Origin of the sequence: Halorussus litoreus, assembly GCF_003382685.1 — an archaeon.
Lineage (GTDB): Archaea > Halobacteriota > Halobacteria > Halobacteriales > Haladaptataceae > Halorussus > Halorussus litoreus.
Genome location: NZ_QLVG01000076.1, coordinates 1 through 13,113 on the forward strand (window position 1 = coordinate 1; position 13,113 = coordinate 13,113).

Annotated in this window: 9 protein-coding genes; 6 read left to right on the forward strand and 3 right to left on the reverse strand. The window is 66.3% G+C overall.

Annotation, left to right across the window (positions count from 1 at the left end; genetic code table 11):
- Nucleotides 1–102: 102 nt before the first annotated feature.
- Complete coding sequence (locus tag DPQ64_RS19015) at nucleotides 103–3,993, reverse strand: DUF7282 domain-containing protein (protein ID WP_157971776.1); 3,891 nt, start codon at nucleotides 3,991–3,993, stop codon at nucleotides 103–105.
- A gap of 176 nt (nucleotides 3,994–4,169) precedes the next feature.
- On the opposite strand from DPQ64_RS19015, the gene DPQ64_RS17720 reads away from it, so the two are divergent.
- The 4 genes from DPQ64_RS17720 to thiD all read left to right on the forward strand — a co-directional run bounded on the left by DPQ64_RS17720 (nucleotide 4,170) and on the right by thiD (nucleotide 8,881).
- The gene (locus tag DPQ64_RS17720) at nucleotides 4,170–5,210 is read left to right on the forward strand and encodes a presenilin family intramembrane aspartyl protease PSH (RefSeq protein ID WP_115865643.1); all 1,041 of its coding nucleotides are present in this window, start codon (nucleotides 4,170–4,172) and stop codon (nucleotides 5,208–5,210) included.
- 152 nt (nucleotides 5,211–5,362) lie between these two features.
- Entirely contained in the window at nucleotides 5,363–6,139 is a 777-nt protein-coding gene (locus DPQ64_RS17725; protein WP_115865636.1) for a hypothetical protein, read from the forward strand.
- A gap of 425 nt (nucleotides 6,140–6,564) precedes the next feature.
- Nucleotides 6,565–7,491 carry a sulfide-dependent adenosine diphosphate thiazole synthase gene (locus tag DPQ64_RS17730; RefSeq protein ID WP_115865637.1) on the forward strand — a complete coding sequence of 309 codons (927 nt, stop codon included), beginning with the start codon at nucleotides 6,565–6,567 and terminating at the stop codon, nucleotides 7,489–7,491.
- 1 nt (nucleotide 7,492) lies between these two features.
- Complete coding sequence (thiD, locus tag DPQ64_RS17735; protein WP_115865638.1) at nucleotides 7,493–8,881, forward strand: bifunctional hydroxymethylpyrimidine kinase/phosphomethylpyrimidine kinase; 1,389 nt, start codon at nucleotides 7,493–7,495, stop codon at nucleotides 8,879–8,881.
- Nucleotides 8,882–9,155: 274 nt separating this feature from the next.
- On the opposite strand, the gene DPQ64_RS17740 is transcribed toward thiD, so the two are convergent.
- Nucleotides 9,156–10,154 carry an ornithine cyclodeaminase family protein gene (locus tag DPQ64_RS17740; protein WP_115865639.1) on the reverse strand — a complete coding sequence of 333 codons (999 nt, stop codon included), beginning with the start codon at nucleotides 10,152–10,154 and terminating at the stop codon, nucleotides 9,156–9,158.
- A gap of 130 nt (nucleotides 10,155–10,284) precedes the next feature.
- On the reverse strand, nucleotides 10,285–10,515 hold the full coding sequence (locus tag DPQ64_RS17745) for a hypothetical protein (RefSeq protein WP_115865640.1): 231 nt from the start codon (nucleotides 10,513–10,515) through the stop codon (nucleotides 10,285–10,287).
- A 479-nt stretch (nucleotides 10,516–10,994) separates the two neighbouring features.
- Here DPQ64_RS17745 and DPQ64_RS17750 point away from each other — a divergent pair, with 479 nt between their 5' ends.
- Nucleotides 10,995–11,891, forward strand: a complete 897-nt coding sequence (locus DPQ64_RS17750) for a hypothetical protein (RefSeq protein ID WP_115865641.1) — start codon at nucleotides 10,995–10,997, stop codon at nucleotides 11,889–11,891.
- The gene (locus DPQ64_RS17755) at nucleotides 11,891–13,069 is read left to right on the forward strand and encodes an inorganic phosphate transporter (protein WP_115865642.1); all 1,179 of its coding nucleotides are present in this window, start codon (nucleotides 11,891–11,893) and stop codon (nucleotides 13,067–13,069) included. The genes DPQ64_RS17750 and DPQ64_RS17755 overlap by 1 nt, the downstream gene beginning before the upstream one ends.
- The last annotated feature ends 44 nt before the right edge of the window (nucleotides 13,070–13,113 follow it).

The window sequence follows — 13,113 nt, forward strand, 5'->3', positions numbered from 1 at the left end:
ATTTCGGCTCGCCGCGACGCCCGCAGTCGGGCTCGAACGGGACTCGTCCGGGCCGGTCGAACTCGCTCGGAACGAGTCGAAACCGGTCGAGAGTCGTTCGGCTTACTCCCTCCCCGAGCGCCCCAGCAGCAGGGCCGCCGCTCCGACTCCCACGAGTGGGAGCAGGGGCAGCGGACCAGTGGACGAGGACCCCGAGCCCCCGTCGGAGCTACCTCCATTCTCGTCGGAGTCGAGCGCACTATCGTCGGAGCCGACCGGCAAAGCCTCGGCCGAGTTCGATTCGATGGTCGTCGGCACGGCCTCGGTCGTGGTGGCCACGCCCTCGCCACCGAAATCGATCACCGCGGTGTCGAAGACGACCGCTCCGGTCTCGTTCAGGTACGGCTGGTCGACGTTCCCGTTCGTCCGCACGTAGTCGAACTCCTCGTTGGCGTTCGTCTCCTGATGGGGCACCGCGAACACCACCTGTCGCCCCGAGAGCTCCTCGGTCAGCGAGACGGCAACGTCCTCCTGCTCGCCGGGTTCGAGGTACTCGGAGGCGCCCACGATGATCCCCTCTGCGTCGTACAGCGCGACGAAGCCGCCCTCCGGCAGCACCGCCGACTCGACGACGACCTCCTCGTCGGCGCTCTGGTTCTGTACCGTGACGTTCGCCAGTTCGACCTCCTCGGTCGTGGTTTCTTCCGTGGTTGTGGTTTCCTCGGTGGTCGTCTCCTCTGTCGTGGTCGCTTCGGTGGTAGTCGTCGCTTCGGTGGTTGTGGTCGTTTCCTCGGTGGTGGTCGTCTCTTCAGTCGTGGTCGTCTCTTCCGTGGTCGTGGTCGTCTCCTCAGTGGTTGTGGTCTCTTCCGTGGTCGTGGTTTCCTCGGTGGTGGTCGTCTCTTCGGTAGTCGTTTCTTCGGTAGTCGTCGTGGTAGTTTCCGCCGGAGTGGTCGTGGTGTCCTCGGCCGTGGTGGTCTCTTCGGTCGTCGTAGTGGTCTCGACTGCCGTCGTCGTGGTTTCGATGGTCGTGGTCTCTTCCGTCGTCGTCACCTCGGTCGTTACCTCCACGGACGCGACCGCCGCGACGGCCTGTTCGTCGACCGTGTAGGGTTCGTCGACCTGGCCCACGCTCTCGACGAAGTCGAACGCCTCGTCGTCGTCGGTGTCCCGATACGCCACGGCGACGACCGACTGGTCCTCGGCGAGCGGTTCGTCGAGCGGCACGGTCACGTTCTCGTTCGTGCCGGGGTCGAGGTACTCCGAGACGCCGAGGACGCTCTCCAGCGGTTCTTCTTCGAGCGCCGCTTCGCCGTGGACCGCGACGAATCCGCCCTCGGGCAGCGTCACCGACTCGATGGTGACCGTCTCGCCGTCCGAGGACTGGTCGGCGAACGTAATCTCCGCCGCTTCGGTGGTCGTGGTCTCGATCTCCGTGGTCGTCGTCTCCGCCGCCGTAGTCGTCTCGGTGGCTTCCTCGGTGGTGGTCTGTTCAGTGGTCGTCGTCTCCGCTGGCGTCGTTGTCGTCTCCTCGGTGGTCGTCGTCTCCGCGGGGACGGCCACGTTCGCCGACGAGTTCACTGGCTCCTCGTCGTCCAGGTAAGGAGTGTCCGCCTCGCCGTCGGTCTCGACGAAGTCGAACGCCTCGTCGTCGTCGGTGTCCTGATACGCCACGGCGACGAGCGTTCGGTTCTCTTCGACCGGCTCGTCCAGCGTGACGGTCACGTTCTCGGTGGTACCGGGGTCGAGGTACTCCGAGACGCCGAGGACGCGCTCGGGAACCTCGCCTTCGGCGGGGGTCTCGTTCTGGATGGCGACGAAGCCGCCTTCCGACAGAATCGCCGAGGCGACGGTGACGGTCCCGTTCTCGACGGTCTGGTTACGGAAGGTGAGGTCTGCCTCCGGTTCCACCTCTTCTTCCTCGGTCGTGATTTCTTCGGTGGTCGTCGTCTCTGTAGTCGTGGTCTCCTCTGTTGTGGTGGTCGTCGTCTCTGTAGTCGTGGTCTCCTCTGTTGTGGTGGTCGTAGTCGTCGTCGGTTCCTCTGTCGTGGTGGTCGTAGTCGTGGTCTCCTCTGTCGTGGTGGTGGGCTCCTCGGTCGTCGTGGTGTCCTCGATGGTGACCTCCCCGACCGTCGTGGTTTCGGTCGTCGTTGTCTCCTCGGTGGTCGTCTCCTCGATCTCGATGCTCGCGGACTCCTCGGAGGCGCGCTCTTCGAGTTCTTCGGGGTCGGTATCCGGGTCCTCCTCGACGGCTTCGGACGCCGCGGTCGCGCCGTTGCTCGCGGCCGTCTCGATCTCGGTCGCCTCAGTGATTTCGTTCTCCGCGGCCGACTGGGCCGCGCCGCTGGCCGCGCCCTGCGTGATGGCTTGAGTCTGTTCGAGCGTCACGACCTGCCCGGCCGCGATGCGGGCGGAGAATCCGCCCGCCGCGCCCGAGGAGGCGGCCTGGATCTGCTCGACCGAGGCGACCTGACTCTGCGAGACCGCACCGGCGGAGGCACCCTGCGCGGCAATCTGTATCTGGCGGATGTCGACCTCTTGGCGCTGGAAGATTCTGGTCGCGCCGTCGGCCGCCCCCTGCGCGGCCGCCTGAATCTGGCTCACGTCGGCCTCCTGGGACTGGACGAGCGCGCCGCCCGCCGCGCCCTGCGTGGCCGACTGGACCTGCCTGATGCTCACTTCCTGGGTCTGCGTGACGCCGCCGCGGGCCGCGCCGCGGGCGGCAGCCTGGACCTGCTCGACGTTCACGACCTGATTCTGGACCGCCGAGAACGCGGCCCCGGCGGCCGACCCCTCCGCGGCGGCCTGGACCTGCACGACGTTCACGACCTGCACCTGGATCATGGTGATCTGGACCAGCACGCCGCTGGCGGCCCCCTGTGCGGCGGCCTGCACCTGCTCGACGTTCACTTCCTGCGTCTGGATCAGCGACCCTCTCGCCGCGCCCTGGGACGCGGACTGGATCTGCTCGACGGTGATCTTCTGGCGCTGCTCGACGGTGACCTCCTGGATCTGGGAGACCGTCCCGGCGGCTGCACCGCGGCAGGCCGCCTGGACCTGCTCGACGCTGACCGCTTGGCGCTGGCTCACGCCGCCCTTCGACGCGCCCAACGCGGCGACCTGCACCTGCTTGACGTTGACCTCCTGGACCTGCACGAGCGCGCCCTCGGCCGCCCCGCGGACCGCGCCCTGCATCTTCGCGAGGTTCACCTGCGCGGGCTGCTCGAACGCGCCGTAGGCCGACCCCTGCGCGGCCTCTTGGATCTTGCCCACGTTGGTCACCTCGCGCTCGATGGCGGACTGGGCCGCCCCGGCGGCCGCACCTTCCGAGGCGACCTGGATCTGCGTGACGTTCGCGCGCTGGATCTGGGCGAGCGCGCCGTGGGCCGCCCCGTAGGTCGCGCCCTGGATCTGGCCCTGGAAGATGTCGACATCCTGCATCCGGATCAGCCCGCCGGTCGTCGCGCCCCGCACTGCCGACTGGACCTGCGTCACGTTGGCGTCCTGGGACTGCAACAGCGCGCCGTGGGCCGCCCCGCGCGCGGCGATCTGGACCTGCGCGACAGTGATGCTCTGTGACTGGACGTTCTCGGAGTCCTCGGCGGCCGCGGCCGCGGCTTCGGCCGCTGCCTGCACCTGCTCTTGGTTCACTTCGACGCCCTGGGACTGCGCGAGCCTCGCGCCCTCCCTCGCGCCCTGCCGCGCCGCGGCGACGTACGCCTCTTCGTCTTGTGCGAGTGCGTCGCCCTCAGCGAGTGCGTCGCCCTCGCTCTCGTTCTGGGCGAGCGCGTCGCCGTCGCGGACGCGCGCGTCCGCGGCGGCGACGCGCTCGTTCGGGCTCTCTACGGCTGTCGGGAGCAGTTCGGGCGTCTCTACTCGCGTCGGGTCTGCGGTGTCGAGAGCAGCGTCGTCGCCGTTCGTGGCGTCGGCGCGAGCGCCGACGAGCGGCGTGCCGCCCGCGCTGAGGACGAGCGCGAGAACGATCAGTACTGTCAGAACGCGTCCGGCGGTTCCCATGCAGCCGTACGCACCTGCTCGCGAGTTGAATCCCCAGAACGGTTGATTTCGTTCTGAGAGCCCGCAGGCCGGAAAGCCGTCGTGTCGTCGGTTCCAGCCGTCAATACTTCCGAGCAATGCTCGTTACGCTCCGCGAATCCACAACCCCAAAGGCGGAGGGGTGTCTCGCCCCCGTCATGAAGGATCGAACGCGCGCGTTCGCGGCGGCCGGGCTGACCGTGGCGATATTCCTCGTGGTCCAACTTGGCGCGCTCGCGCTGGTCGAGCCGTTCCAACAGGCGGGCTACCAGCAGGTCGAGAACCCCTCCGACCCGACCAACAGCGCGGTGTACGTCGTGGCCATCCTCGTCATGACCGCGGCGATGCTCGCCATCATCAAGTTCGAGATCGAGTGGGTGCTCCGGGCCGTCATCATCCTCACGACCGGGCTGCTGTCGTGGTACGTCTTCTCGGTGGTCGTCCCCCCGGTCGTCACCGCCACGGTCGGCGGCGCGGCGGTGAACGTCCTCGCCGTGGGAGCCGCCGCGGCGGTCGCACTCGCGCTGGTGGTCCACCCCGAGTGGTACGTCATCGACGGCGCGGGCGTCGTCATCGGCGCAGGCGCGGCCGGGCTGTTCGGCATTAGTTTCGGCTTACTCCCGGCGATCCTGCTGCTCGGCGTGCTCGCGATCTACGACGCCATCAGCGTCTACGGCACCGAGCATATGCTGACGCTGGCCTCGGGCGTGATGGACCTCAAGATCCCAGTCGTGCTCGTAATCCCGATGACCCTCTCGTACTCGTTCCTCGACGACTCGGCGGCGGCCGAGGCGAAGGAAGTCGAATCCGTCGAATCGGAGGACGACGGTTCGGCCGGAGCTGAGAACGAAGAAAAATCCGCCACGCCTGACGAGACGGACGCAGACGCCGAGCGTCCGGACCCGGCTGACCGGGACGCAATCTTCATCGGACTCGGCGACGCGGTGATGCCTTCGGTGATGGTCGCCAGCGCGGCCTTCTTCGCGCCGGCCGACTCGCTCGTCTCGGGCATCGCGCTCAACCTGCCCGCGCTGACCGCGATGATCGGGACGATGGCCGGACTGTTCGTGCTACTCTGGATGGTGCTGAAGGGCCGAGCGCACGCGGGTCTGCCGCTGCTGAACGGCGGAGCAATCGGCGGCTACCTCGTAGGCGCGCTGGCGAGCGGGATGACGCTGCTGCAGGCGGTGGGGTTGTGAATACTTCGGGTTGGTACTAGTCCGTTTTCCCCATCCATACGCTTTCTAAGGCCGATAGAGAAAAGACGATAGGAATAAATTCCAATTAATATTATATAATATTTAGTATCAGAAAGACTTTTATTTTCATCTTATTTACTGTGTTATGTACTATGCCAGAGAAACAGACGAGGCGTGAGACGTTGAGGAAATTGAGTTCCGCAAGTCTGGTTGGTCTGAGCGCAGGTGCATTCACCGGGTCAGCGAGTGCGACAGGTCAGGGCGACGTTGCAGTCATCCACAGCGTCCCGTTCAATCGTGACTGGTCTGGTGACTTCCCCCACTGTTTCGAACTGAACAACGGTTGTATAGCGGGTCTCTTGCAGGATACGTGGGACGACGAATTCAGCGGGGATTACGTACTGGAATTCGACTCTGGAAGCGTGTACTACCCCGTCCCTGAATCCGCATTCAATGGACGGACGACGTTGAACAATCGCGCTGAAGCGGTTGACGAGTATCTCAAAACAGATGATCGGAACCACCTTTACGACGACTACGATGCAGTCCTCATCCTGGATTACAACGATGAGCAGGACAAATATCTAGGTGACGCTGGGAGTTATTACGGTACCGCTGGCGGTTCCGACGCTAAAGTCGGAATCATTGACGCTGCGTTCTTCGAGAACCCGAGTGGCCCATTCGCCCCGGACGGGTTCTACGGAGATACCCACGTACTCGGAACGGCTTTTCGAGCCATAGCTAGCCTGTACGGCTTTGTGTTGTACCAAGACGCCACGACGAGCGACGGTGAATTCTCTCTCGCAGCTAGAGACGGGTATCAGCAGTCGGCGAGTTGCGGCACTACTGATAGCGCTAACGGGCAAGCGGCATTCGTCTCTAGTTGTACGAAAAACCGAATCAAAAACCACATCGACGATATTTCGTAGTTAGTCGGTCGAAGTTAACGTCGGAGAAGCTACCTCCTCTCCAGGTATCTTTGAATTACGAAAGACGCCGAATCAGTCTTTTCGACGAACTCGGAAACGGGCTCTGAGAGGACCGCATCGTATGGTCACAAACTATTTGCTAAGAGTCCGTAATATGTGTCTAAAAATACGTAGTACAAAGTGAATGAAAAGTGGACGAATCGGGGTACCGACTCGAATTTTGTCGCCATGACGCTGTTCACGGCCTGAATCGACTGCCGAACGTCTCTCCTTTGGCTCCTTCCCTTCTTACTTCCCAGTGAATGCCTCGCTCGCCAGATCGAGCGAGAGCTCCCCCCGAGGCCGCCCTCGCTGACCTTCCCGTATAGCATGTGGGCCGCGCCGACTCCACAACGCTTAACTACCGAGTGATATCACTAAGTGGTATGTCGTTCGACGGATTCAGCGACGTGGACGAAGCACAGGTAACGAACGCAATCACGGACGCGTGGAGCGAGGAGTTCCTCGGACGAACCGAAACCGACGTCATCGTGGTCGGGGGCGGCCCCTCGGGACTCATGGCCGCCAAGGAACTGGCGAGTCGCGGCATCGAGGTCACCGTCGTCGAGAAGAACAACTATCTCGGCGGGGGGTTCTGGCTCGGCGGCTTCCTGATGAACAAACTGACCGTGCGTGACCCCGCCCACGAGGTCCTCGACGACCTCGGTGTCCCCTACGAGGCCAGCGACGAAGCGGAAGGTCTCTACGTCGCCGACGGCCCGCACGCCTGCTCGGCGCTCATCGAGGCCGCGTGCGACGCCGGGGCCGCGGTCCAGAACATGACCGAGTTCACCGACGTGGTGGTTCGCGAGGACCACCGGGTCGCGGGCATCGTGATGAACTGGACGCCGGTCCACGCGCTCCCCCGCGAACTCACCTGCGTGGACCCCATCTCTGTCGAGTCCGATCTCGTCATCGACGCGACCGGCCACGACGCCGTGGTGGTTTCGAAGCTCCACGAGCGCGGCGTCGTCTCTGCCGCGGGCATCGAGCACGCCGACGAACACGACGGCGGCATGGACGCCACGGCGGACGACGAGTACGGCGCGCCAGGTCACGACTCGCCCGGCCACGGCTCGATGTGGATCGACGAGAGCGAGGACGCCGTGGTCGAGCAGACCGGCGTCGTCCACGACGGGCTCATTGCGACGGGTCTGGCCACCGCGACCACTCACGGACTCCCGCGGATGGGGCCGACGTTCGGCGCGATGCTCCTCTCGGGCAAGCGCGCGGCCCAGTGTGCGCTCGACGAACTCGACGCGGACGCTCCCGCGGTGTCGCTGACCCGGACGCCCGCCGCGGGCGACGACTGAGATGGCCGCGGGCCTCCCGGTCGCGCTGACCGTCGCGGGGTCGGACAGCGGTGGCGGCGCGGGCGTGCAGGCCGACCTCGCGACGATGGCGGCACGGGGCGTCCACGGGACGAGCGCGCTCACCGCGATAACCGCCCAGAACACCGCGGGCGTTCGGGCCAGCGAGACGCTCGCTCCCGACCTCGTCGTCGATCAGATCGACGCCGTCTTCGCGGACTTCGAGGTCGGCGCGGTCAAGACCGGGATGCTCGGCGACGAGGCGGTCGTCGCCGCCGTCGCAGAGGTGCTCGCGGACGCCGACGCTCCGGTCGTCGTGGACCCCGTGGTCGTCGCCGAGTCGGGCGACCGACTGCTGTCGTCCCGCGGGGTCGAGCGCGTCCGCGAGGACCTCCTGCCCGCGGCGTCGCTGGTCACGCCGAACGTCCCCGAAGCCGAACTCCTCGCGGGCCTCGCCATCGACGGTCCCGGGGACGCCCGGGACGCGGGGCGACGACTCTGCGAACTGGGTGTCGACGCCGCGCTCGTCACCGGCGGTCACTTCGACGGCGACCCGGTGGACGTGCTGGTGACCGGTGGGGAGTTTGGGTCAGGGTCTAGGTCCGGGTCCGAGTCCGGCCCACAGGAGACGTTCCGCGCCGAGCGCGTGCCCGACGCCGCGAGCCACGGGAGCGGCTGTACGCTCTCGGCGGCTATCGCGGCCGAACTCGCCGGGGACGCGTCGCTCGCCGAGGCGGTCGAGCACGGCGAGCGTCACGTCGACCGCGCGATCCGGTCCGGTCGCCGGGTCGGCTCGGGGGTCGGCCCGGTCGAACATCTCGCGCCGAAGAAGGCGGCCGCGGGGACAGCCGGAGCCTGCGAAGCCGTGCGTCGTGTCGTCCGCGAGTTCGAGCGCCAGAACGTCTCACGGCTGCTTCCGGAGGTCGGAACGAACGTCGCGGTCGCGCCCGACTGCGCGGTCGACCCCGCGGACGTGGCCGCGGTCGAAGGCCGGATACACCGAGTCTTCGGCGGTTCCTCGGGGAGCGCGACCCGGGCGACCGGCGGGGTCGCGCCGGGTGCGTCGGACCACGTCGCCCGGTTCCTGCTCGGGATCCGGGAGACCGACCGGAGGATCTCTGCCGCCTGCAACGTCCGGGCCGACGACGAGTCGGTGGCCGCGGTCCGCGACCGATGGGAGGCCGTGACGGTCGACCGCGCGGACGAACCCGACGACGCCGACGGGACGATGGACTGGGTCGCCCGAGAGGCGATGGCGAACCGGAACTCGGCCCCCGACGCGGTGGTGGACACCGGGGCCGTCGGCAAGGAGCCGATGGTTCGAGTCGTCGCGGTCGACGCCGCGGAACTCGTCCGGAAGATCGCTGTTCTCGACGCGGAACTGGAGCAGTAGCCCGCGCTCTCCCCGCTGGCGACCTCGGTCGCTCGTCGACGACCGTGCTGTGCCAACACGAGTGGGTTACGAGTCCCTCACAGCCCATGACCGACACGACTTACTCAGGCACGAGTAAATATTTTGCACCACTATGAACTGGAAGCACTTCCGAAACGCGAGTAACGCCAGCACAAAAAAGAGAGCAAGGCGGGCACCGGTTCGAACTTCATCGCCGCGATGATGATCGCGGCCTGAATCGACTGCCGAACGTCTCTTGCTCGATCCCTAACGGTTACTTTCCGGTGAGCGCCTCGCTCGCCGGCGCGAACGAGAGCTCCGAGCCGAGGCCGGCCTCGCGTGCCTTCTCGTAGAGCATGTGGGCCGCGGCGACCGTCTCGATGCCCGTGCCGCCGCTGTCGAACACGGTGATGTCGTCGTCGGACTGGCGGCCCTCCGCGGTCCCGGCGACGACCTCGCCGAGCTCCGCGTGGACGTGGTCCTCGGAGATCGCGCCCTCCTCGACCGCCGCGATGAACGACCCCGCGTCGGTCGTCACGCGCTCGCGGAGGTCCGGTACGTAGGTCGCGCGCTCGATGGTCGTCGCGTCGAGTTCGCGCTTGTCGGGGTGGTACTGGCCCATCGCGGTGACGTGGGTCCCCGGCGCGAGCAGGTCGCCGTCGAACACCGGCTCGCTCGCGGTGGTCGCGGTGATCACCACGTCGGCTTCCTCGACTGCCGCGGCGTTGGACGCGACCGCCGCGACCGAGGCGTCGAGGCGCTCGTTCATCTCGCCCGCGAACGACTCGCGGCTCTCCTTCGTCGGCGAGTACACCCAGACGCTGTCGAAGTCCCGCACGGTCGCGGTCGCGCGGAGCTGCCCGCGGGCCTGCGACCCGCTGCCGACGACCGCGAGCGTCCTTGCGTCCTCGCGGGCGAGCGCGTCGACGCCCACCGCGCCCGCCGCGCCGGTCTTGAACGGGTTCATGCTCGCGCCGTCGAGCAGCGCGAGCGGTTCGCCCGACTCGGCGTCGAACAGCGGTGTCACGAACCACGCGTCGCTCTCGCCGAACCCCGCTGCGTACATGTACCCGCCCATCGCGCCCGTCTCTGGCAGGACCGCCGAGTAGTCGGTGAGCATCCCCGGCGGGTCGGCGTTGGTGAGCTTCGCGCGCGGTCTGGCGGGCGCACCCTCGCCGCGCTGTCGATAGCCCTCGCGCACCGCGGCGACGTACTCCGCGGGCGACGCGAGTCCGGCCACGTCCTCGCTGGTCAGGAACAGGGCGTCGGTCATGGGCGGACCAACACAGTCCAGCCTCAAAACGATTCAGGCAGCGGTACGGGAGATGACCGTGTACAAAGATGAACAAATGCCGAGTGAAGGCGAAAAGTGAAGAATCGGAACCGACGACCGAAGCGCCGCCTCAGTCGGCGGGCTCGAAGGAGGCCGACGGGGAGTCGGTGGTCGTCGTCGAGGACTGGGAGGAGTCGACCGGTCCGTTCACGAACAGCGCGTGGCCGATGAGCGCGACGGGAATCGACGCGGCGAGAGGCACCGCGGCGGTCAGCGAGACGCCGAGGACGGTCAGCACGCCGGCTACGGTGACGAGCGAGAGCGGGATGAGTCCGAGGATGAGGTCGTAGTACCCAGTCATAATCTATTACAAAATATGCTCTATGGGTATATAATTCTTTCCCGTAGATGAGCAGGGCCTTTTCTCTAAGTGTCTGATAGGACTCTCTTTGGATACTCATAACTTATGCATACTACACGAGTCTACTTTATACGGTAGGAGGCGTGAACGGGGCTTTATCGGGCTTCTACAGCTGCTCGAAAAATTTCTCGCAGTAATCTCGAAATTGGTCGTTCTACCGATCCGCCGAAATCCGGTCCGCGTCGGAAGGGCAGACTGTTGAACTGGTGGGACTCTACCGAACGGCGAATTGCTAGAGCACCGCCAGTCCGTGAGAGAGAACGCCCGCCACGGCGCATCTGCCGGGCAAATCTCGCCTGCGGTTGCCAACGTTTTTGAGCGGAGAGGCCCTCCGTTCCAACATACGTGATTTCTCAGCAATCCGGTAAACAGCGCGGCGCTCTTACAGTCGACCGACCCGAGGCTCTCCCGGGTGAGCAGTGAATCCGAGTCGCGTCGACTCGCTGGTCGACCTCGCGTACGGGCTGCTCATCGCGGTCTCGGTGGCCCTGATCCTGATCGCGGGTAACTCGGTCGGCCTCGCGTTCGGTTTCGGCGTCCTGATCTCGTACGTCATCCACGTCGTCTGGAAGATGGCCCGGTTCGACCCCGACTGGATGACGACCGCGGTCAAGGAGACCGTGGAGGAGACCGTCGACGAGACGGTCGAAGCGAAGGTCGGCGAGACGGTCGAGGAAACCGTCGGCGAAACCGTCGACGAGACGGTGGGCGACGCCGTCGAGAAACAGGTCGGCGAGACGGTCGAGAAGACCGTCGGCGAAACCGTCGAAGAGACGGTCGGCAAGACCGTCGAGGAGAAAGTTGGTGAGACGGTCGAGGAAACTGTCGAAGCAAAGGTGGGTGAAACCGTCGAGGAGACGGTCGAAGACACCGTGGAAGCGAAAGTCGGTGAAACCGTCGAAGAGACGGTGAGCGAGACGGTCGGCGACACGGTCGAAGAGACGGTCGGCGACACGGTCGAGGAGACAGTGGAAGAGACGGTGAGCGAGACGGTCGAGGAAACCGTCGAGGACACCGTGGAGGAAGCAGTCGAGGAGAAGGTCGGCGACACGGTCGAGGAGACGGTCGAGGGAACCGTCGAAGAGACGGTGAGCGAGACGGTCGAGGAGACGCTGGAGGAGCAACTGGAGTCCAAAACCGGCGACGAATGGGAGGACGAGGACGCAGCCGACGTCTGGGACGACGAAGACGCCCCAGACGGAGACGACGACGCTGCCGTTGACGACAGCGACGAGCGCGGTAACGACGAGGCAGAGGGCGACGAGGCGGAGGACGAGGAGGAAGACGACACCGCTACTGCTGACGGGGGCGATTGATGGTCGAGCCACTCCTCGTCCTCGGCGTTCTCGTCGCGATGTTCGTCGCGTACAACATCGGCGGGTCGACCACCGGCCCAGCGTTCGGCCCCGCGGTCGGCGCGGGCGCGATCTCGAAGACCGGGGCCGCGGCGCTGATGGGCGTGTTCTTCTTCGCGGGCGCGTGGACCATCGGCCGGAACGTCGTGACCAAGCTCGGGGAGGAGCTGGTCGTCGACCCCGGCGTGTTCACGCTCGAAGCGTCCATCACGGTGCTGTTCTTCATCGGCATCGCGCTGCTGGTGGGCAACGTCTTCGGCGTCCCGGCCTCGACCTCGATGACCGCCGTCGGCGCGATCGCGGGGCTCGGCCTCGCGGGCGACGTGCTGGACTCGGGGGTCATGGGCGAGATCATCGTCTGGTGGGTCGTCTCGCCCATCATCGGGTTCTGGGTGTCGCTCATCATCGGCCGGTACTTCTACGCGCGGCTCAACCGCATGGTCGCGATGGAACGGTCCACCGGCCCGCTGCTCGATATCGATCGGTCGGGTCTCGTCCCGATTCCGCGCACCCACGAGACGACGAACCGCCGGGAGCTGATCGGGACGATCACCGTCGTCGCAATCGGCTGCCTGATGGCGTTCAGTTCCGGCACGTCGAACATCGCCAACGCGGTCGCGCCGCTGGTCGGGAGCGGCGAACTCGCGATGAACCCGGCCATCATCTTCGGCGGCGTCGCGGTCGCGGTCGGCGCGTTCACCATCGCTCGGCGGACGCTGGAGACGATGGGCAGCGACATCACGGAGCTGCCGCTGACCGCCGCCATCGTCGTCGCCGGGGTCAGCTCCACGCTCGTGGTGTTCCTCTCGGCGCTGGGTATCCCCGCGAGCTTCGTCGTCATCGCGACGATGTCCATCGTCGGGCTGGGCTGGGGTCGCGCGACCCGCCCGATGGCCGTCTCCGACGTCGTCTCGGACGCGGACGCGCCGCCGGTCACCGTCGACGCGCTGGCCGCCGACGAGGAGGGCGAGCAATTGCCGCCCATCGGCGAGGAGGACCCCGAGGACATCCCCCGCGCGGGCGACCTGTTCGACCCCGCGACGACCGCCCGGGTCGTGCTCATGCAGAACGTCGTGCCGGCGATCGCCACCGTCGGCGCGTATCTCACCTTCCAGTTCGTCCCGGTGTTCGGCTTTTGAGCCGCGTCGGCGGCCGGCGGGTCGATACGAGTTGGCGGCCGTGG

Coding starts and splice junctions, on each gene's coding strand:
- DPQ64_RS17745 (WP_115865640.1), bottom strand. CDS start 10,515: ATGACTGGGTACTACGACCTCATCCTCGGACTCATCCCGCTCTCGCTC.
- DPQ64_RS17720 (WP_115865643.1), top strand. CDS start 4,170: ATGAAGGATCGAACGCGCGCGTTCGCGGCGGCCGGGCTGACCGTGGCG.
- DPQ64_RS17755 (WP_115865642.1), top strand. CDS start 11,891: ATGGTCGAGCCACTCCTCGTCCTCGGCGTTCTCGTCGCGATGTTCGTC.
- DPQ64_RS17740 (WP_115865639.1), bottom strand. CDS start 10,154: ATGACCGACGCCCTGTTCCTGACCAGCGAGGACGTGGCCGGACTCGCG.
- DPQ64_RS19015 (WP_157971776.1), bottom strand. CDS start 3,993: ATGGGAACCGCCGGACGCGTTCTGACAGTACTGATCGTTCTCGCGCTC.
- DPQ64_RS17730 (WP_115865637.1), top strand. CDS start 6,565: ATGTCGTTCGACGGATTCAGCGACGTGGACGAAGCACAGGTAACGAAC.
- thiD (WP_115865638.1), top strand. CDS start 7,493: ATGGCCGCGGGCCTCCCGGTCGCGCTGACCGTCGCGGGGTCGGACAGC.
- DPQ64_RS17725 (WP_115865636.1), top strand. CDS start 5,363: ATGCCAGAGAAACAGACGAGGCGTGAGACGTTGAGGAAATTGAGTTCC.